At 68.7% G+C, this 19,527-nt stretch carries 13 protein-coding genes and 2 pseudogenes; 10 read left to right on the top strand and 5 right to left on the bottom strand.

Translation table 11 applies throughout. The features are described 5' to 3' along the window. Positions 1 to 184: 184 nt before the first annotated feature. The 3 genes from GSQ95_RS16940 to GSQ95_RS16950 are packed head-to-tail and all read right to left on the bottom strand — an operon-like array spanning position 185 to position 3,639. A complete protein-coding gene (locus GSQ95_RS16940) occupies positions 185 to 484 on the bottom strand; it encodes a DUF2845 domain-containing protein (protein ID WP_158896590.1) in 300 nt (99 codons plus the stop codon). Continuing rightward, the gene (locus tag GSQ95_RS16945) at positions 481 to 765 is read right to left on the bottom strand and encodes a DUF2845 domain-containing protein (protein ID WP_133862215.1); all 285 of its coding nucleotides are present in this window, start codon (positions 763 to 765) and stop codon (positions 481 to 483) included. Before GSQ95_RS16945 ends, GSQ95_RS16940 begins: the two co-directional genes overlap by 4 nt. 18 nt (positions 766 to 783) lie before the next feature. Continuing rightward, entirely contained in the window at positions 784 to 3,639 is a 2,856-nt protein-coding gene (locus GSQ95_RS16950; protein WP_256664620.1) for a DUF748 domain-containing protein, read from the bottom strand. 789 nt (positions 3,640 to 4,428) lie between these two features. On the opposite strand from GSQ95_RS16950, the pseudogene GSQ95_RS27225 reads away from it, so the two are divergent. The 7 genes and pseudogenes from GSQ95_RS27225 to GSQ95_RS16980 form a co-directional block, all read left to right on the top strand. Next, positions 4,429 to 4,602, top strand: a pseudogene (locus tag GSQ95_RS27225) (HAMP domain-containing protein); the annotation flags it as partial. A 156-nt stretch (positions 4,603 to 4,758) separates the two neighbouring features. Next, on the top strand, positions 4,759 to 5,472 hold the full coding sequence (locus tag GSQ95_RS27230) for a methyl-accepting chemotaxis protein (RefSeq protein ID WP_372240112.1): 714 nt from the start codon (positions 4,759 to 4,761) through the stop codon (positions 5,470 to 5,472). A 288-nt stretch (positions 5,473 to 5,760) separates the two neighbouring features. Further along, positions 5,761 to 6,714, top strand: a pseudogene (locus GSQ95_RS16960) (bestrophin family protein). A gap of 251 nt (positions 6,715 to 6,965) precedes the next feature. After that, entirely contained in the window at positions 6,966 to 8,270 is a 1,305-nt protein-coding gene (locus GSQ95_RS16965) for an MFS transporter (RefSeq protein ID WP_158896588.1), read from the top strand. A gap of 1 nt (position 8,271) precedes the next feature. Then, complete coding sequence (locus GSQ95_RS16970) at positions 8,272 to 9,375, top strand: metallophosphoesterase (protein WP_158896587.1); 1,104 nt, start codon at positions 8,272 to 8,274, stop codon at positions 9,373 to 9,375. Positions 9,376 to 9,423: 48 nt separating this feature from the next. Then, positions 9,424 to 10,692 carry an arsenic transporter gene (locus tag GSQ95_RS16975; protein WP_158896586.1) on the top strand — a complete coding sequence of 423 codons (1,269 nt, stop codon included), beginning with the start codon at positions 9,424 to 9,426 and terminating at the stop codon, positions 10,690 to 10,692. A gap of 88 nt (positions 10,693 to 10,780) precedes the next feature. Next, positions 10,781 to 11,314, top strand: a complete 534-nt coding sequence (locus tag GSQ95_RS16980) for a cytochrome b (protein WP_158896585.1) — start codon at positions 10,781 to 10,783, stop codon at positions 11,312 to 11,314. A 4-nt stretch (positions 11,315 to 11,318) separates the two neighbouring features. On the opposite strand, the gene GSQ95_RS16985 is transcribed toward GSQ95_RS16980, so the two are convergent. Further along, positions 11,319 to 12,248, bottom strand: a complete 930-nt coding sequence (locus GSQ95_RS16985; RefSeq protein WP_158896591.1) for a LysR family transcriptional regulator — start codon at positions 12,246 to 12,248, stop codon at positions 11,319 to 11,321. Positions 12,249 to 12,412: 164 nt separating this feature from the next. Between GSQ95_RS16985 and GSQ95_RS16990 the strand changes: the two genes are divergently transcribed. The 3 genes from GSQ95_RS16990 (at position 12,413) to GSQ95_RS17000 (ending at position 18,631) form a co-directional block, all read left to right on the top strand. Continuing rightward, complete coding sequence (locus GSQ95_RS16990; RefSeq protein WP_158896584.1) at positions 12,413 to 14,644, top strand: FUSC family protein; 2,232 nt, start codon at positions 12,413 to 12,415, stop codon at positions 14,642 to 14,644. 101 nt (positions 14,645 to 14,745) lie between these two features. After that, complete coding sequence (locus GSQ95_RS16995) at positions 14,746 to 17,178, top strand: glucan 1,4-alpha-glucosidase (RefSeq protein WP_158896583.1); 2,433 nt, start codon at positions 14,746 to 14,748, stop codon at positions 17,176 to 17,178. Between the two features lie 307 nt (positions 17,179 to 17,485). After that, positions 17,486 to 18,631 (top strand): acyltransferase, encoded by a 1,146-nt coding sequence (locus GSQ95_RS17000; RefSeq protein WP_158896582.1) that lies wholly within the window; start codon positions 17,486 to 17,488, stop codon positions 18,629 to 18,631. On the opposite strand, the gene GSQ95_RS17005 is transcribed toward GSQ95_RS17000, so the two are convergent. Further along, positions 18,558 to 19,460 carry an NAD-dependent protein deacetylase gene (locus GSQ95_RS17005; RefSeq protein ID WP_158896581.1) on the bottom strand — a complete coding sequence of 301 codons (903 nt, stop codon included), beginning with the start codon at positions 19,458 to 19,460 and terminating at the stop codon, positions 18,558 to 18,560. The two genes, GSQ95_RS17000 and GSQ95_RS17005, sit on opposite strands and share 74 nt — an antisense overlap. Between the last annotated feature and the right edge of the window lie 67 nt (positions 19,461 to 19,527).

A 19,527-nucleotide genomic window follows, 5' to 3' on the forward strand; every position in this document is an offset into this window, starting at 1 on the left:
GACAGGCCCTTTAGCGGACCTGTTGTGATTGGTGGGAGAGATGGTATCTACGAAAACCGTGCCCGGCGCCGCAGGTTGGCGCTGAGCGTAGCGAAGCCCGACAGCGGGGTTGAGCCTTGGGCGGTGTTGGGCTTCGCTGGTGCTCAACCCAACCTACGGTAGTCAGGCCAACCTGCGAAAAGCCTCAGTTGGCTCTCTTGCTGTCCACCTGGTCCAGGCGGCCGCCGCGGAAGGTGAGGAAATAGAGCATGCCGTTCCAGGGACCGTAGGCCCATTCCTCGACGAATTCCACCTGGCGATAGCCATAGCCGTCGGTGACCTGGCGTTCGCCCAGGGGCGTGACGCTCAGCGGCTCGCCGCACTTGCCGCGAACCTCGTGGGTGGTGGAGCCGGTGGAGACCAGGGCGCTGCCGCACCGCAGCGACGCGGCCTGGCTGGTGCCGGTGGCGAGCAGGAGCAGCAACGGCAGTACACGCAGATTCATTGGCGCTGGAACTCGATGCGAGTGAGGCGATTGGCTTCGAAGGTGAGGATGTAGTTGGCGCCGTTCTTCGGGCCGTAGACCCATTCCTCGATCACCGCCTCGCGGCGTTCATTACGACCCAGCTCGTAGCCCACCAGGTCGCGGTGGGCGGGTTCGCCGCATTTCTGCAGCACTTCGAAGGCGCGATCGCCCCGGCTGACCAGGGCGTTGCCGCACCTCATGGAATCGGCGGCGGCGCCGGTGGCGACCAGCAGGGTGAGGGCGGCGAGCAGGCAACGCATGGGGGGTCTCCTGACCGGTCAGAGCACCCCGAGCTGCAACTGCGCGGCCGTGGGCGATTCACCGGATTGGGCTTGAGTGCTGACGTCCAGCAGATAGACCCGCTGGGCATCCAGTTTCGCCGTGTCCACCAGATAGGTCTTGATGGCGCCCGCGCGCTGCTGGGCCAGGCTGCGCAGGAGGCCGTCGTTGCCGCTCCAGGCTTCGAGCACCGCCTGGCGCAGGCGCGCCGTGCGGGTGGCATCGTCAAGACTATCCCATTCCTGCGGGGGTTGCGCCTGCAGTCGCAGGCGGTACAGGCCTTCCAGCAGGGGCGCGCGCATGGCGGCGGGCACCTGCAACTGGCTGGGATCGGCGGGGACCTTGTCGCCGCGACGCTGCAGCAGGTTGAAGTACTGGGTCTGGAAGTCCTTTTCCAGCTGGCTGGCGGCCAGGGCGCGACCATCGCTGGCGGCGCCGGCATGGCCCCTGACCTCCACTGTCAGCTGCGGGCGCTGGCGCAGGGCCGCGGCCAGTTTGTCCAGCTCGCCGCGGGCCTGGGCCGAAAGCGTGGTGCTGCCGGCGGCGAAGTCGATGGCGCTGAGATCCGCCTCGTGCCCGCCGACCAGTCCCGCCAGCATGCGGAAGGGCGCCTGGACGGCGCGGCTGAGCACATTGCGCAGGGTCTGCCAGACCACCGGCATGACGCTGAAGTTGGGATCGGCGAGATTGCCCGCCACCGGCAGGCGCAGGTCGATGCGCCCATGGCTGTCCTTGAGCAGGGCCACCGCCAGGCGCACCGGCAGGTCCACGGCGTCCTTGCTGTCCACCCGCTCGCCCAGTTCCAGCTGGTCGAGCACCACGTGGTTCTGCGCCTGCAGCTTGCCGTCGTCGATGCGGTATTGCAGGTCCAGGTCGAGGCGCCCCTTGCGCACCGCATAGCCGGCGAACTTGCCGGTGTAGGGCGACAGGGTGGTGAGTTCGACCTGACGGAAGTAGGCGGTCACGTCCAGCTGCTGCAGGGGATCGAGGGGATCGAGGCGGCCCTTGATCTCCACCGGGGCGAAGCGATCGACCTTGCCGGCGAGGTGGATGTCGGCCGGCTTGGAGGCGGCGGTGTCCAGGGTGCCGATGCCGCCTTCCAGCGACTGGATGTTGGTGGCGAAGCCGGGTTTGAGGCTGTTGTCGGCGAAGTCGGCGCTGCCATCCTTGATACTCACGCCGCCGATGCGGATCTGCAGCGGTGGCGAGCTGTCCTGCGACGCGGTTTTCGGCTGGGGGACCAGCAGGGCGCTGAAGTTGTTGCTAAGGTCTGCGCTGATCACCAGGGTGCCATAGGGCTTTTCCAGGTCGATCTTGTCGATGACCAGCTGTTTGCCAAGGGTGAAGGCGATGCCCTGCAGGTCCAGCAGCTGCCAGCGCATGAAATCCTGCTGGTGCAGGGTATCGAGCACATGCACCTGGGTGACCTGGGCCGCGCCGCTGACGGTGAGCCCCAGCGGCTCGCCGGGTGTCAGGGCCACCTTGAGCCGGCTGGCCAGCTGACCGCTGCGGATCTCCAGGCGCACATAGGGGCTGAGATAGGGCTGGGCCTGACGCAGGTTGAGTTCGTCGATGCCGACGTCGAAGCTGCCCTGCAGGGGCGTCAGCGCCAGCTGGCCGCTGGCGGTGATGCGACCGCGATCACCCAGGGTGGTCTTGAGCTCCAGGCCGAAGAGCTTGTCGCTGGCGGTGTCGAAGCCTTTCACCGCCAGGTCCAGGCCGCTGAAATAGAGACTGGCCGGCTCCTGGGGCACGCGGTCCACCAGGTGCAGCTGGTTGTCGCTGAGCTGGGCGTCGTCGAGCTTCACGCGCCAGGCCGGGCCACTGCTGCTCGGGGTGTCGCTGGCGGGGAACAGCTGCTGCCAGTCGAGACTGCCGTCCTGCTCGCGATTGCCCCAGGCATCCAGGCCGTTGCCGCGCAGGCGGGCGATGCTGACTTCGCGCTTCTGCAGATCCAGACCGATGCCCTCGGCGGCCAGGCGCTTGAAGCTGGCCTTGGGTTCGGCATTCACCGCCTGCACGGCGACGTCGTCCAGCGCCAGGCGGCCCTGACTGAGTTGCAGTTGCAGGGTCTTGCTCAGGTCCAGGCGGTAGTGGGCACTGGCTTCCAGGCGCCCCTTGCCCAGCGCCAGCGGCAACTGGTTGCGCACATAGGGCCACCAGGGCGCGAGGCTGACGCCCTTGAGGGTCAGGTCGCCTTCGCTGCGCAGCGGCAGGAGATCCAGGCTGCCCTTCCAGGTGAGCTGGCCGCCCTGGGCGGTGGTGGCGGTCATTGCCAGTTGGCCCGGGGTGTCGCCGCTACGGGTGCGGAAATCCTGCAGGGTGGCATCCAGGGGGGTGAAGGTGGCCTCCACCGGCTGGGCGCCCTGGGCATCGAGGAAATGCAGCCGGCCACCGACCAGGGCGATGCGCTCGATGTGCACCGGGAAGGGCTGGCCGGGCTCCGCATCCGCCGGGGTCGGCGCGGCGGTGGTGGTGGGATCGCTGCGCCAGAGCTGGGCCAGATTGACCTGGCCACCCTTGGCGATGCGCAGATCGACCTGGGGCTGGTCGAGGCGCACCTCGGTCAGGTGCAGGGTCCGTCGCCAGAGGCTGTCCCACTGCACATCGGCCGAGAAGCCTTCGGCCGCCACCACGGGGTGCTCCGCCGGACCGATCAACAGCTTTTCGGCGTGCAACTGCAGGGTGAAGGGGTTGAAGCTCAGGGCCTGCAGGCTGGCCGGCTGGGTGAGGCGCTCGGCCAGCGTCTGGTTGAGGTAGTGCAGGGCGAGGCGCGGTCCGGCCAGGAATCCGAGCAGACTGTAGAGGGCCAAGAGCGCGAGCAGCACGAGGCTCGCTTTCACAATTCTGGGCATGCAGGCATCTAGGACGGCGAAGGTGCCCGGATTATGGCACGGCACCTGCGCCGACGAGGGCGGTGGCCGTCCCAAAAGCGGTGGGACCGACCTTCCGGGGGTAGCTGATGACCGTATGGCGGTAATAGTCAGCCTTTCAACAAGCTGAAACCTTATTGCAATAAAAGTGCAGTGAAGTGACCAGCCGCACCATCCTCTCGGTCCCTTTCCATGAATCCCTCTCGTTCCCTGCGTGCTCAACTGCTGCTGCTCATCGGCGGCGGCCTGCTCCTGTTGCTGGCTCTGGCCCTGGCCGGTTTCGGCCTGCTGTCCCGCCAACTGGACGGCTATCAAAGACTCCTCACCGGCCCGCTGGAGGAAGCGCGGCTGGTGGACGCCACCAACCTGGCCTTCAAGTCCCAGGTGCAGGAGTGGAAGAACGTGCTGCTGCGTGGCGGTGCCGCCGACCAGCGCGAGCGCTACTGGAAGCAATTCCAGGAAGAAGAGGCGCGGGTCCAGACCGCACTGGAACAGTTGCAGCGGCGGGCCGATGAATCCGAACTGCGCCAGCGCCTGCAGCAACTCGCCCAGAGCCACCGGCAGATGGGCGAAGCCTATCGACGCGGCCTGGCGGCCTATGTCGCAGCGGACTATGCCGCGGCCCAGGGCGATGCCGCGGTCAAGGGCATCGACCGGGCCACCAGCGAGCAGCTGTCCGGCCTGGTCATCGCGTTGCACGCGCGCGCCAATAGCCAGGCCGAGGCACTGAGCGCCGAGGCGCGGCGCACCGTGCTGCTGGCGGTGGGCGCCATGCTCGCCTTCGCCGCCCTGATCGCCCTGCTCAGTGCCTGGCTGGTCAATCGCCGCATCGTCGGGCCGCTGGCGCGGGTCACCGAGCAGCTGGTCCAGCTCAGCGAGGGGCGCCTGGGGCAGCCCCTGGCCGAGTCGCGGCGCGACGAGGTGGGTCGGCTGGCCCGCGCCGCCAATCGCCTGCGCGACTTTTTCGTCGATCTGGCCGGCCAGTTGCGCCAGGGCACCGGGGCGCTCGATGCCACCACCCAGGAACTGGGCGCCATCGCCCAGCGCAGTGGCGAGGGCATTCGTGACCAGTTTTCCCGTACCGATCAGGTCGCCACCGCCATGCACGAGATGAGCGCCACGGCAGAAGAGGTGGCCCGCCACTCCGGCAGCGCCGCCACGGCAGCCAACGACGCGGATCGTGCGGCCCAGGAAGGCGAGACGAGCATGACCCAGACCATCGCCACCATCGAGCGGATGCATGCCGAGATCACCCGCACCGCTGCCGTCATCGCCCGCCTGGAACACGACAGCGAACGTATCGGCAGTGTGCTGGAAGTCATTCGCGGCATCGCCGACCAGACCAACCTGCTGGCGCTCAATGCCGCCATCGAGGCCGCTCGGGCCGGGGACGCCGGGCGTGGCTTCGCCGTGGTGGCCGATGAGGTGCGCAGTCTGGCGGTGCGCACGGCCAGCTCCATCAGCGAGATCCATCAGCTGATCGCGACGCTGCAGGGCGCCGCCCATGAAGCCGCCGAAGCGGTACGAGCGGGCGCCGCCGAAAGCAGTGCCGGACGCGATCAGGTAGTGGCCTCGGGCGAGCGGCTGCGCAGCATCACCCTGGCCGTGGAAGCCATTCGCGACATGAACCGGCAGATCGCCACGGCGGCCGAGGAGCAGACCTCGGTGGCCGAGGACATCGCCCGCAACCTGGCGGAGATCGTCACCGTGGCCCGTCACAACGAAGAGGACCTGCAACGGACCCAGAGCGCCAGCGAACGCCTGCACGGCGTCTCCCAGGACCTGTCCCGGCTGGCTGGTCGGCTGCAGGACTGAGTGGTATCGCACGATGGCTCGGGCCGTTGGCCGATCGGCGGTCGGGCGGTCGGCAAGACGCTGGCTAGAGGCATTAGGGCGGAGGCGAAGCGCTCTAACACGGCACTTTGCCATGATCCGCCCGTCGCTCCGGATTAAGTTTGACTTAAGGCCCGCCGACTAGTCTCGCGAACAGGTTGCATTCTCAGGGAGGGGGACACGGCGACGGGCTCGACGGCTCGCGGCGTGACGACAGGACGGCGAGGGCAACCGCGAATCGAGAAGCCGCGCCGTCGCCGGGAGTAGCAGATGTCCAGTCCGATCCAGCTCCGTTCCATCCAGAAGAAGATCCAGTTCCTGCGCACCACCTTCAGCTATGTCGGCTGGTCGCTGTTCGGTCTGCTGCTGTGGGACGTGGCGGTGACGGTGGACGCCATGCTGTTCGTCGACGAGCGCTTCGATCTGCCGCTCACGCCCCTGACCCTGCTGTGCTCGGCGCTGGTGGTGCTGATCAGCTTTCGCAACAGCAGCGCCTATGCCCGCTGATGGGAGGCGCGGACCCTGTGGGGCGCCATGGTCAACAGCTCGCGCAGCTTCGGCCGCCAGGTGCTGACCCTGATCGACGACCAGGGCAGGGCGCAGAATCGGGTCAAGGCCGTGCTCCTGCGTCGGCACATGGGCTATCTGCACGCCCTGCGCGCCCAGCTCAAGCGCCAGGACCCGGCCCAGGCCGCGGCGCCCTATCTGGCCCGCCACGAACTGGCGCTGGCCGACGGCAGCCTCAACTTCGCCAACGACATCCTCGCCGGCACTGCCGAACTGATCGCCAGCGAATACCGCCAGGGCCGGCTGGACAGCATCCGCCTGGCGCGGCTGGAAGAGACGCTGGTGGACATGTCCAACTGGCAGGGCGGCATGGAGCGCATCGCCAACACCCCCTTGCCCTATCCCTATGTCTGCTTTCCGCAGCTGTTCAGCTTCCTGTTCTGCATCGCCATGCCACTGGGCCTGGTTTCCACCCTCGGCTGGTTCACCCCGCTGGTGTCGACCGTGGTCGGCTTCATGCTGCTGGCGCTGGAGCGCATCGGCAGCGATCTGCAGGCACCCTTCGCCGACAGCCAGCACCAGATCACCATGGACAAGCTGTGCGCCACCATCGAGGCCAACCTGCTGTCGATGCTGCGGCCGCGCAGCGAAGAGGGCAGCGCCGTGGCCCTGGCCCAGCCCGAGGTCGACGCCGTGCCGAGTCGACGGGTGGCCTGACCGGCGGTATTCCTCAGGTGACGCCAGGCCGCCAGGGTAGGAAACGTGCGGAAAGTCCCGCGCCAGAGGCATTTCTTTCCTGAGCGCACGGCACTAGCGCCGCTTCGCTCCGGTCACATTTTGCAATCTCCCCTGGCAGCGGTGGTTGGCTGGGGCCCAGCGGGTCATGCCGTGGGTCGCTGGCGGGCCGGGGCGAGAGGTGCCGTGGGGCCTGCGTCCCGCGACCTATATCTCGCTACGGATGCCCGCCCATGTCCGAAACCCGTCTCCCGACCGCCGGGGCCAGCGCCGAACCCTCTCGCCGCGCGCGCCATGCCCTGGATGCCCTGAACTTCACCCTGGCCGACGTCCGCGACGGCCTGGGGCCCTATCTCGCCATCTACCTGATCGCCGTGCGCGGTCCGGGGGAGGGCTGGAACGAGGCCACTGCCGGTTTCATCATGACCCTGGCCGGCATCGCCGGGCTGATCGCCCAGACCCCGGCCGGCGCGCTGATCGACCGTACCCGCCACAAGCGCCTCATGGTCGGCGTCGCCGCCCTGGTGGTGACCGTCTGCAGCGTGCTGCTGCCCTTCGTCTCCAACTTCTATGTGGTGGCGGCCACCCAGTCGCTGGCCCATGCCGCGGCGGCCATCTTCGCCCCGGCGCTGGCGGCCATCACCCTGGGTATCGTCGGGCCCAAGGCCTTCACCCGGCACATCGGCCGCAACGAAGGCTTCAACCACGCCGGCAACGCCGTCTCGGCGGCGCTGGCCGGTGGCCTGGCCTATTTCTTCGGCCCTACCGTGGTGTTCTGGCTGATGGCGCTGCTGGCGGCCGCCTCCATCGTCGCCATCGTCCGGGTGCCCCAGGACGAGATCGACGATGACCTGGCCCAGGGGCTGGGTGACGAAGTCGGTGCCCGCGACGCCAAGCCGGTGTCGGCCTGGCAGGCGCTGCTGGCCAATCGCAAGTTGCAACTGCTGGCGTTGCTGGCCGCCATCTTCCACCTGGCCAATGCCGCCATGCTGACCTCGGTCGGCCAGCAGTTGACCCATATCGTCGGCAAGGACAGCGCCACCTCGCTGGTGGCCGTCTGCATCGTCGCCGCCCAGTGCGTGATGGTGCCGGTGGCCATCCTGGTGGGGCGCAAGGCCGACGTCTTCGGGCGCAAGCCGATCTTTCTCTTCGCCTTCGCAGTGCTGGCGATCCGCGGCGTGCTATACACCTTTTCCGAGAGCCCCTACTACCTGGTGGCGGTGCAGCTGCTCGACGGCATCGGCGCCGGGGTCTATGGCGCCCTGATGCCGGTGATCGTCGCCGACCTGACCCGCGGCAGCGGGCGCTTCAACGTCAGCCAGGGCGCCATCGCCACCGCCCAGGGACTGGGCGCGGCGATCAGTGCCACCATCGCCGGGATCATCATCGTCCGCTTCGGCTACGCGGCGGCCTTCACCACCCTGGCGGCCATCGCCGCGGTGGGCTTCGTGCTCTATCTGCTGCTGATGCCGGAGACCCGCGACGAGCACGTCGCCGGGGACGCGGCGCGTTCCACCGGTTCGGTGGTGGGAGGCTGAGATGGCACGCCAGGATGATTTTCTCGCCTTCGCCCATATCGGCGATCTGCACCTGACCACCGCCGAGGCGGACAATGCCCGAGACCTGCAGACCCTCCTGCAGCGCCTGCGCGGGCGCAGCGAACTGGATTTCGTCTATCTGCCCGGGGACAACGCCGACAACGGCACCGCGGAGCAGTATCTGTTGCTCAGGCGGTTGCTGGACGACTTTCCGCTGCCGGTAACGGTGATCACCGGCGACCATGACATGGAGGGCGGCGATCTCGGGCCCTTCTATGCCGAGTTGCAGGTGCCGCAACTGCCTTATGCCAGGGAGGTGGGCGGCGTGCGTTGCCTGTTCCTTGACATGTGCGGACCGGGCACCGGCGGGCCGGATTTCCGCCTTGGTAGCGAGCAGCTGCAGTGGCTGGAGCAGGAGTTGCACGCGGCGACCCGGCTGGAACAGCGCTGCGTGGTCTTCATGCACAGCTATCCGGCGGACCTGCAGGGGCCCGGCGAGGCCGAGCGGGTGGCGCGGCTGCTGCACGAGGGCCCGGTGCGCCTGGTGGAGATCGGTCATACCCACTACAACGAACTGGCCCACGACGGCGGCGTGCTCTATGCCGCCTGCAGATCCACCGGCCAGATCGAGGAAGGCGGTGTAGGATTCGCGCTGGTCACCCTGGACGGTCCGGCGGTGAGCTGGCGCTTTCGCGAATTGGCCGACGGCTGGCCCTGGGTGCAGATCACCGCGCCCGGTGATGCCCGCCTCAACGGCGCCGGCGTGGCCGAGATCCGCGAGTGCCGGGTGCTGGTGCTGGCCGAAAGCGACCTCACGGCCTGCGAGTGGCAGTGCGACGACGGTCCCTGGTGGCCGCTGCAGCCGCTCGGCAAGGGCCGCTATCAGGGGGACCGACCCGTGCCGGAGGGCGTCCGCCGCTTGCAGGTCCGGGTCCGGGATGCGCAGGGCGGCGAGGACCGTGACGAGGTCGAACTCAGCGGTCATCTCTGCCCCGTCGCCGCCCCCGCCGACTGGGGTTCGGATCGCACCCAGCTGGGTGAATGGCGGGCCAGGGGCGTCCTGGGGACCCAGCTGGGGCCCAATCGCAATGGCCGCAAATGGTGAGGTCGGCCAGGCCGGTTTCGCGAATCGACTAGAAGGAACAGCGCTTTCATGGGGTCCATCATCACCACTCCCCACGTCCTGACGTGGGTCATCGCCGCCCTGGCCACCCTCGGGGTGGTCTCGCGGCCCTTCGGTCTGCCGGAGGCGCTGTTCGCCGTCGCCGGTGCCGCGCTGCTGGCGCTGTTCGGCCTGTTGCCGCTGGACGGCGTCTGGCACGGCGTCGCCAAGGGCACCGACGTCTATCTGTTCCTCATCGGCATGATGCTGCTGGCCGAGATCGCGCGGAAGGAAGGGCTGTTCGACTGGGTCGCCGGCCATGCGGTGCGCGCGGCCAAGGGGTCGGCGCTGCGGCTGTTCGCGCTGGTCTATGGCGTCGGCATCCTGGTCACGGTGTTCCTTTCCAACGACGCCTGCGCCGTGGTGCTGACCCCGGCGGTCTACTACGCCACCCGCGCGGCGAAGGTGAAGAATCCGCTGCCCTATCTGTTCTCCTGCGCCTTCATCGCCAATGCGGCGAGCTTCGTGCTGCCGATCTCCAACCCGGCCAACCTGGTGGTCTTCGCCGAGCACATGCCGGAGTTGAGCCGCTGGCTGGCGCTGTTCACGGTGCCGTCGATCCTGGCCATCGCCGCGACCTTCCTAACCCTCTGGGCGACCCAGGCCAGGGTCCTGCGTGCCGAGCGGCTGTCCGAGGGGGGCGCGGTGGAGGCGCTGCCCACCACCGGACGCATCGCCGGCTGCGGTCTGATCCTGACCATCCTGGTCCTGCTCGGCGCCTCGGCGCTGGATCTGGAGCTGGGTCTGCCGACCTTTCTCGCCGGCTTCGCCACCTTCCTGGTGGTGGTGGCCTGCAAGCGTGGCGGCGGCCTGGAGTTGCTCAAGCACATTTCCTGGGGCGTCCTGCCGCTGGTGGCCGGGCTGTTCGTGCTGGTGGAAGCCCTAGAGACCACCGGCGTGCTGCAGGCGCTGGCCCATCAGCTGCAGGCCGCCGCCCAGGCGACGCCGGAGCGCGCCGCCTGGGGCGCCGGACTACTGGTGGCCTTTGGCAGCAACCTGGTCAACAACCTGCCGGCCGGTCTGCTGGCCGGGGCGGCGGTGCAGACCGCCCATGTCTCGGAAAAGATCGCCGGCGCCGTGCTGATCGGCATCGACCTCGGGCCGAACCTGTCCATCACCGGCTCCCTGGCGACCCTGCTGTGGCTGGCTGCGCTGCGCCGTGAAGGGCTGTCGGTGAGCTTCTGGCAATTCCTCAAGCTGGGCGCCGTGGTGATGATTCCGGCGCTGGTGCTGGCGCTGGCTGCCTTGATCCATCTCTGACGGACGGTCACGGCTTATCCTCAGGCAAGGCGATTTTTGCCCTCTGCCTGGGGCACTATCGGCATACCTCTGCTACGAAGAGCTGCCCATGGCCATCGCGCGCTACACCGGCTTCGCCCAGGCCCTGCACTGGCTGACCGTCGCCCTGCTGTGCCTGCTGTTGCCCTTCGTCTGGGTGGCGGAAAACTTTCCGCCCGGACCGGTACGTACCCTCTGGTACCTGCTGCACGAATCCACCGGGATCTCGGTGTTCCTGCTGATCCTGATTCGCCTGACCTGGCGCTGGCGGCATCCGGCGCCGCCCGCCAGCCCCCGCGACGGACGCCTGCTGCGGCTGCTCGCCGCGCTTAACCATGGCCTGCTCTATGCCGTGCTGCTGCTGATGCCGGTGACCGGCTACCTGATGGCCGGCCAGGGCCAGCCGGTGCCGGTGTTCGGACTGTTTTCCCTGCCGGGTTTTCCCCGGCATGAAGCCCTCGGCATCCTCGCCAATCGCATCCATGTGGCTGGCCAGTTCGCCGTCTATGGTCTGGTGATCCTGCACGTGGCGGCGGTGGTCTGGCATGTGGCGATCCGCCGCGATGGCACCCTGGAGCGGATGTTGCCCGAGCAGCGGCCTTAAGGCGTCAGCTCCCTTCCACCAGCAGCCGATCGCGTTCCAGCAGGGCCGGCAGGGTCTCGCGCAGGTGGTCCACCAGGGTGCGGATCTTGGCGTCGAGAAAGCGCCGCGACGGATAGAGCGCATGGATGTCCAGGGCATAGAGCCGGTGCCCCGGCAGCACTCGCTGCAGGCGGCCACTGGCCAGGCCGGCGACCGCGGCGTACAGCGGCAGGGCGCCGATGCCCAGGCCGCTGGCCACGGCTTCGGCCAGGGCATCGGCGGTGTTGACCTGGAAGGGTGGTCGATCCACCGCCACCTCGGCTATGCCCTCCGGTCCTTCCAGCAACCAGCGATCCGGCGCCATGGCGCGATTGACCAGCCGCAGGCAGCGATGCCCGACCAGCTCCGCCGGGGTGGTCGGCCGGCCCTGGCGCTCCAGGTAGGCGGGCGCCGCGCAGAGCACGCTGTGGGTGCTGCCCAGATGCGCCGAATGGAAGGCCGAGTCCGGCAGGCCGTCGGCCAGGATCAGCGACAGGTCGTAGCCTTCCTTGAGGATGTCGGTGAAGGTGTTGGTCAATTGCAGATCCAGGTCGACCTCGGGATAGCGCTCGCTGTAGCCGGCCAGGCTCTGGATCAGATAGTGCTGGCCGAGGCCGGTCATGGTGTGGATGCGCAGCCGGCCACGCGGCACGGCCAGGGCGTGACGGGCCTCGGCATCGGCTTCATCGAGGTCGTCGAGGATGCGCTGGCAGCGCACCAGGTAGCGTTCGCCGGCTTCGGTCAGGCGCAACTGGCGGGTGGTGCGGTGCAGCAGCCGGGTCTGCAGGTGCTGCTCCAGCTGGCTGACCGCCCGGGAGACATAGGCGGTGGTGAGTTCCAGCTGGCGCGCGGCGGCGGTGAAGCTGCCGGTCTGGGCCACGCAGGCGAAGGCGCGCAGATTGAAGAGATGATCCATGGACGGGGCAGGGCGGTGGAAAGGGCCATTGTGGGCCATTACCCGCTCGTTGGTTAAGGCTCTTTGCTGCCATACCCGGCTTAATCCGGGCGGGCCGGGCTTTCTAGAATGGCCACCGAGGCGCTGCGCCTCGCCCCCTCAGAGCCCTGCCGTCGTTGCCCAGCATGCCCCTCGCCTCGCCGTTTCCGTCGCGCTACTCCCGGTCTCTTCCGCGCCAACGCTGGCCCAGCCTGAACGCCTGGCGCCGCGCCGCTCGCGAATGGGCGCGCACCGCTGGCCAGACCTGGGCCTTCATCGCCAAGGCGCTACTGGCCGCGGCCCTGGCGCTGTGGCTGGCCTATCGCCTGGAACTGCCGCAACCGAGCACCGTGCTGGTCACCGTCTTCATCGTCCTGCAGCCGCAGAGTGGCCAGGTGCTGGCCAAAAGTTTCTATCGCATCCTCGGCAGCCTGGCCGGCCTGACCTTTACCGTGGCCGCCATCGCCCTGTTCGCCCAGGAGCGAGTGCTGCTGCTCGGCGCCCTGGTGCTGTGGATCGGCTATTGCACCCGCGGCGCGGCGCGCTATCGCGACTTTCGCAGCTATGCCTTCCTGCTGGCCGGCTATACCGCCTGCCTGGTCGGGCTGCCGGCGGTGGCCCAGCCCCAGGGCGCCTTTCTCCAGGCGATCTGGCGTCTGCTGGAGATCGCCCTGGGCATCTGCTGCGCCGGGGTGGTGAGCGTGGCGATCCTGCCGCAGACCACCCGCGGCGTCCTGCGCCGCACCCTGGCCCAGCGCCTGCGCGATTTCCTGGCGATGGCCCATGACGGTCTGCTCGGCCAGCTCGACGGCGAACGCTTCGCCGGGCTCAGCGCCCGCTTCGCCGCCGATTCCGTGGGCTTCGAAAGCCTGCGCAGCGCCAGCGTCTTCGAAGAGCCCTATCTGCGCCGACGCAGCGGACGCCTGGCCGCCTTGGGCAATCGCCTCATGCTGCTCAACACCCGCTTCCATGCCCTCCATCAACTGCTCGACCGTCTGGCCGGACGGCCACCGGCGGTGCGCCAGGCGCTGGCGCCCGCGCTGGAGCTGATCGCCGCCGCCCTGGCGCCGGGCCTGGGTCGCCTGCCGGAAGAGCGTGACCTGCGCCGCCTCAGTGAGCGCCTGGCCGGGGAGCGCGCGGTGCTGATGGCGGCGATCCGCGACGGTCGCCAGCAACTGGGCCAGACAGCGCCTGGCGCCGCAGTCGACCGTCTCGACTACGACACCGCCGCCGAACTGCTCTATCGCTTTGCCGAGGATCTGCACCTGCTGCTGAATACCCAGCTGGAGCTGGACCTGCCGACCAGCACCGCGCCCAAGACGCGCGAGACCTTCACGCCGCTGGCCAGTCGCGCGGTGGCCTGGATGGCCGGGCTGCGCAGCGCGCTGGTGGTGCTGGGCGTGGGACTGTTCTGGATCGAAACCGGCTGGCCGAGTGGCGCGGCCTGCACCCTGGCGGCGGCGCTGATCTCGGCGCTGGCCTCCACCTCGGCCGATCCGCGCCGCTATTGCCTGCAACTGGCCGGTGGCACCCTGGTCGGGGCCCTGGCCGGTGGCCTGCTGCACTTCCAGGTGCTGCCCTGGATCGACGGTTTCGCGCTGTTGCTGCTGGCGCTGGCGCCGGTGTTCGCCGCCGGCGCCTGGCTGATCACCCGGCCACGCCTGGCCGGCTATGGCACCGGGCTGATGGTCTGGTTCTGTTCGGCGGCGCTGCCGGGCAATCTGCCGCGCTACGACGCCGACCTCTTCTGCAACACCTACCTGGCCTATCTGGTGGCCTGCGGTGTGGCGGTGGTGGCCGTCAGTGTCCTGCTGCCGCCCAGCCAGCCCTGGGTCTGGCGCCGGCTGGAGGCGGCCCTGCGCGAGCGACTGGTCCACGCCATCGGGGCACCCCTGGCCGGCCTGAGTGGCCGCTTCGATTCCGGTCTGCGCGATCTGCTCAACCAGGTGCAGGTGCTTACCGTGGTCCAGCCGGAGGTGCAGCGGCGGCTGCTGCGCTGGACCTTCCTCAGTCTGGAGCTGGGCCACGCCATCATCGAGTTGCGCCTGGAGCAGGCCGCGCTGCCGCCCTTGCCCTGGTATCGCGAACAGCGCGCCTGGCGCCTGGCGATCCGCGCCCTGGGTCGGGCGCTGGTGCGACTGTTCCGCCAGCCCGATGCCGCCAACCTGGCCCGCGCCCTGACCGCCGTGGACCACGCCATCACCCTGGCGCACCAGGCCCGGCGCCACCTGGAGCCCAATCCGGGCGACTTCGATCGCTCGCCGCTGCGGCGCATCGCCAGCTACCTGCACTTCATCCGCACCTCGCTGCTGGCGCCGGATTCGCCCCTGGCCGGGTACCTGCCGCAGGCCCGGCCACCGGCGCGCGACGAAGGCTAGGCAGCAGCCCGCCAAAATCCGACTAGGCTTACGGACGGGGAGGGTCGTCAGGCCCTCTGCCATGCGACTTTCGGCACAACCAGAACAAGGCCCGCCTGCCCATGCCCGTCCGCTTCGTCCGTCCGCTGCTCTGTTCCGCCAGTTTTCTCCTGACGCCCCTGGCGTCCGCCCTGGAAGCCCCCGGTGCCCCCGGCGCCGCACCCTTCTGGTCCTATTCCGGCAAGACCGGTATCGGCACCAGCTACGAGGCCTATCGCGACGGCGCCTACAGCGACCAGGCCAGCACCGGCCGCGTCTCGCGGGTGTGGTTCTCCCTGGCCCAGGGGGTGGTCACCGAGACCATGCAGGGACTCATCCACGAGGCGCAACTGCGCGAGATGCAGCTGGTCATCCGCGGACCCGACTTCACCCACCTGGAGCGCGACGACACCGACAGCCGCATCGAATACCTGGCCACCGATGCCGCCGGCCGGCCCACCTCGCTGGCCTACAAGATCGTCAACCGCGACCGCCAGGGCCGCTACGAGATCGAGAAGCACCTCTTCACCGACCCGGACCAGGACACCCTGGTCATGCGCGTCATCTTTCGCAGCCAGGACCCGCGCATCCAGCCCTATCTCCATGTCGATCCGGCGCTGGCCAACAGCGGTAGCCACGACCGCGCCGCGGTGAAGGGTGGGGTGCTCTACGCCAGCGAAGGCGAGCACGCCCTGGTGGTGAAGGCCAGCCAGCCGCTGCAGACGCCCACCGTGGGCTTCGTCGGCAGCTCCGACGGCCTCGACGACCTGCGCCGCAACGGCAAGCTGACCCAGACCTACAGCAGCACCGGCGACCAGGCCGGCAACGTCGCCATGCTCGCCAAGCTGCCGCTCAAGGGTGCCGAGACCACCCTGGACGTGTTGGTGGGCTTCGGCGCCAATCCGCGCCAGGCCGAGGCGGCGGCGGATGCCACCCTGGCCCGCGGTTATCAGAAGGTGCTGGCCCACTACAACGGCGAGGGCGACGCCATCGGCTGGCAGGACTACCTGGCCAGTCTCGATCAGCTGCCGCGTCTGCAGGCCCAGGCCGGCGACGGCGGCAAGCTGGTCAACGCCAGCGCCCTGGTGCTCAAGGCCCAGGAGGACAAGACCCACGCCGGCGCCCTGATCGCCTCGCTGTCCAATCCCTGGGGTGAAACGGTGCCGGCGGGCAAGGGCACCACCGGCTACAAGGCGGTCTGGCCGCGGGACTTCTACCAGTGCGCCATGGCGCTGCTGGCGCTGGGTGATCGGCAGACGCCCAAGGTCGCCTTCAGCTACCTCAAGCAGGTGCAGGTGGACGCCAATACCGCGCACAAGCCGGCCGACAGCTCCGCCTTCATCCACCAGCAGAAGCAGGGCGACGAAGTCCGCGCGCCCGGTGCCACCGGCTGGTTCCTGCAGAAGACCCACGTCGACGGCACCATCGAGTGGGTTGGCGTGCAACTCGACCAGACCGCCATGCCGATCATGCTCGGCTATCGCCTCTGGCAGGGCGGCCTGCTGGGCGACGCCGAGATCGATCGCTGGTACCGCGACATGCTCAGGCCCGCGGCGGACTTCCTCGCCCGCGACAGCCAGGTCAACCTGGGCTGGAACACCTGGCAGGTCAAGCCGCCGCAGACCCAGCAGGAGCGCTGGGAAGAGCAGTGGGGCTATTCGCCGTCCACCACCGCGGCGGTGATCGCCGGTCTTGCCACCGCCAGCGAACTGGCGCGCCATGCCGGCGACGAGGCCAATGCCAGCCGCTACCGCGAGACCGCCCGGCGCTATTCCGGCCAGGTGGAAAAGACCATGGCCACCACCCAGGGCAGCCTGGGCGCCGGCAACTACTACCTGCGCATCACCCAGAACGACGATCCCAACGACAAGGGCAAGCTGGTGGACAACAACAGCCGCCCGGGCCTGCCGGAGGACCAGGTGCTGGACGCCGGCTTCCTCGAACTGGTGCGCTACGGCGTGCGACCGGCGAGCGATCCCCTGGTACAGAAGAGCCTGGCGGTGCTGGACGACGAAGGCCTGCCGGAGAATCTGAGGGTCAAGTACAGCTTCCAGTACCCCGGCGTCAGCGGCACCTTCCCCGGCTGGCGGCGCTACGGCAACGACGGCTATGGCGAGAGCGAAAGCTCTGGCATCAATTTCCCCGCCACCGAGCAGCCGGTACCCAACTCCGGACTGCGCGGCCGGGTCTGGCCGATCTTCACCGGCGAACGTGGCCATTACGAGCTAGCGCGTCTGGTCCTGCAGGGCAAGCCGGATGCGGCAGCGCTGGGCAAGCTGCGTGACACCTACGTTCGCGGCCTGGAACTGTTCGCCAACGCCGGCCTGATGCTGCCCGAGCAGGTCTGGGACGGCGTGGGTGACAACCGGCGCCACGGCTACAACAAGGGGCAGGGCACTGATTCGGCGACCCCGCTGGCCTGGTCCCATGCCGAATACGTCAAGCTGCTGCGCTCCCTGGCGGACGGCCAGGTATGGGATCACTACCCGGTGGTGGCGCGGGCACTGGCGCCCTGAAGGCGGATCCGACGAATGGCAGGCGGCCTGCGGGCCGCGTGCCAGGGCCGCTGAGCCAGGGCAACGAAACGTCGACCCCAAGGGAACGCCTGTAACAAGACTTGTCTGATGGGCGTTCTCGCGCTTAGCTGAGGCAGCGGATCCCTCCGCTCGCCGCGGTTCTCCTCTCTTTCCGGTCCCTCTGCCCTCGGTCGCGTACCGCGCGGTAGCGTGCCCGGCTGTCGCGCTTTTCTCTCGCTCGCTCCGGCGATCGCTCCGGCGGTCTGGGGGCGGGTCTTTGCCGGTTCCTGTCAAGAAGGTCACGGATATGACTGACGTCGCTCTCCCCATCGCCCTCTACCTGGGCACCCTGGTGCTGCTGGCTTTCGCCCTGCGCCGCAGCCCGCTGCTCACCGAGGAGACCCTGGCACGCTCCTCGCCGCTGGATGCCCTGCGCGGCATCCTCGCCACCGCCGTGGTCTGCCTGCATTTCGTGCTGACCTATCACCTCAAGGCCGAGGGCCAGTGGCGCGAACCCGACAGCGACCTGCTCTACAACATGGGCGTGGTGCCCGTCTCGCTGTTCTTCATGATCACCGGCTACCTGTTTTTCGGAAAGGTCTATCGGCGCACGCCGGACTGGGGCGAGCTGCTCCGTTCAAGGGTGCTGCGGGTGATGCCGCTGTATCTCTGCGTGGTGGCCGTGGTGGTGCTCTTCACTCTGATCCGCACCCACTTCGTCATCGCCGACGGCCAGCACTTCATGCTCGAACTGCTCAGCTGGGAGCTGTTTTCCGGCTTCAGTCTCAACGGCCTGGAAGAGAGCGGCTGGATGACCGCCGGCGCCCACTGGACGCTGCGCTACGAGGCGCTGTTCTATCTGGCCCTGCCGCTCATCGCCGCGCTGTTCAATCGCCGTGGCTTCGGCCTGCCGCTGCTGGTCTCGGCGCTGCTGGTGGGTGGCCTGGTCGCTGCCGGTTATCACTACCACGTGCTGGGCGCGCGCTTCGGCCTGCTGTTCCTGCTGGGATTCCTGCCGGTGTTCGTCAAGGTCCATCGGCCGGCGCTGCTGGCACGCCTGCGCACGCCCCTGGTGGCGGCACTGTCGCTGGCGCTGGTGGCTTACGCCATGACCCAGCCCGACTACAACCTCAGGCAGATGCTGGCGCTGGCGTTGCCCTTCGCCGCCATGGCCGCCGGCAACGACCTCTTTGGCCTGCTGCGCAGTCGCGGCCTCAAGGTGCTGGGCGAGATCAGCTACAGCCTCTATCTCACCCACGGCCTGCTGCTCTACGGCCTCTTCACCCTGCTCAACCTGGGTTCGGTCGAGACCCTGGGTACCGTCGGTTTCATGGCCCTGCTGCCGCCGGTACTGGTGCTCGCCTGCTTGCTGTCGATGCTCAGCTACCGCTGGATCGAGCGTCCGCTGATGCACCTGGGAAGGGCGCCACGGCCTCGGCACGTGCCGGCGTAAGCGCCGGCGCTGCCTCGGGATACTCCAGCAGAAAGGCCAGTGCCTGGGCGCAGGAGCCTTCCACCTTGAGCGCCAGCAGGTCGTCCGCGCGGGTCCGCCCATAGCCCAGGGCGGCGATGGGCAAGCCGGCGCGGGCCGCGGCCTGGGCGAAGCGAAAGCCGGAATAGACCATCAGCGACGAGCCCACCACCAGCAGCGCATCGGCGCGGCCCAGGTGGGCGAAGGCGCGCTCCACCCGCGCGCCGGGCACGTGTTCGCCAAAGAACACCACGTCCGGCTTGAGCAGGGCGCCGCAGCGCGGGCAGTCGGGCACCCGGAAACTCATGAAGTCCACGCCTTCCAGATCGGCATCGCCATCCGGCGCGGTAGCCGCGTCCAGCTGCAGCCAGTCGCCATTGAGTTCGCCTAGCCACTGCTGGAATTCCTGGCGCGGCAGGCGCAGCTCGCAACCCAGGCAGCGGATCTGGTCGAGGCGGCCGTGCAGGTCGATCACCGCCTCGCTGCCGGCGGCCTGGTGCAGCCGATCGACGTTCTGGGTCAGCAGCATCTCCACCTGGCCACGCCGCTCCAGGGCCGCCAGGGCCTGATGGGTGGCGTTGGGCCGCGCCTGGCAGAAGCGCGGCCAGCCGATAAGGCTGCGTGCCCAGTAGCGGCGGCGCAAGAGGTCGTCGCCGACGAAGGCCTGCAGGGTGACCGGCTGCGGGCGCTTCCAGGCGCCGTCGCGGTCGCGGTAGTCGGGAATGCCGGAATCGGTGCTGCAACCGGCACCGGTGAGCAGGAAGATCCGCTCGTGCCGGGCGATAAAGGACTGGAGCTCGGGCAGGGACATCGGGCACCTGGAGTTGCGGACGATATCCCTAGCTTGGAAAGGGTTATGCCGGGAGGCAAGCCGCAGC

It is taken from the genome of Pseudomonas sp. BAV 4579 (genome assembly GCF_009765395.1).
In the GTDB taxonomy this organism is placed as follows: Bacteria; Pseudomonadota; Gammaproteobacteria; order Pseudomonadales; family Pseudomonadaceae; genus Chryseomonas; species Chryseomonas aestiva.

Bases quoted from the DNA above. Each gene is read 5' to 3' on its own strand.
- GSQ95_RS16940 (WP_158896590.1), bottom strand. From the start codon at position 484: ATGAATCTGCGTGTACTGCCGTTGCTGCTCCTGCTCGCCACCGGCACC.
- GSQ95_RS16945 (WP_133862215.1), bottom strand. From the start codon at position 765: ATGCGTTGCCTGCTCGCCGCCCTCACCCTGCTGGTCGCCACCGGCGCC.
- GSQ95_RS16950 (WP_256664620.1), bottom strand. From the start codon at position 3,639: ATGCCCAGAATTGTGAAAGCGAGCCTCGTGCTGCTCGCGCTCTTGGCC.
- GSQ95_RS27230 (WP_372240112.1), top strand. From the start codon at position 4,759: ATGCACGAGATGAGCGCCACGGCAGAAGAGGTGGCCCGCCACTCCGGC.
- GSQ95_RS16965 (WP_158896588.1), top strand. From the start codon at position 6,966: ATGTCCGAAACCCGTCTCCCGACCGCCGGGGCCAGCGCCGAACCCTCT.
- GSQ95_RS16970 (WP_158896587.1), top strand. From the start codon at position 8,272: ATGGCACGCCAGGATGATTTTCTCGCCTTCGCCCATATCGGCGATCTG.
- GSQ95_RS16975 (WP_158896586.1), top strand. From the start codon at position 9,424: ATGGGGTCCATCATCACCACTCCCCACGTCCTGACGTGGGTCATCGCC.
- GSQ95_RS16980 (WP_158896585.1), top strand. From the start codon at position 10,781: ATGGCCATCGCGCGCTACACCGGCTTCGCCCAGGCCCTGCACTGGCTG.
- GSQ95_RS16985 (WP_158896591.1), bottom strand. From the start codon at position 12,248: ATGGATCATCTCTTCAATCTGCGCGCCTTCGCCTGCGTGGCCCAGACC.
- GSQ95_RS16990 (WP_158896584.1), top strand. From the start codon at position 12,413: ATGCCCCTCGCCTCGCCGTTTCCGTCGCGCTACTCCCGGTCTCTTCCG.
- GSQ95_RS16995 (WP_158896583.1), top strand. From the start codon at position 14,746: ATGCCCGTCCGCTTCGTCCGTCCGCTGCTCTGTTCCGCCAGTTTTCTC.
- GSQ95_RS17000 (WP_158896582.1), top strand. From the start codon at position 17,486: ATGACTGACGTCGCTCTCCCCATCGCCCTCTACCTGGGCACCCTGGTG.
- GSQ95_RS17005 (WP_158896581.1), bottom strand. From the start codon at position 19,460: ATGTCCCTGCCCGAGCTCCAGTCCTTTATCGCCCGGCACGAGCGGATC.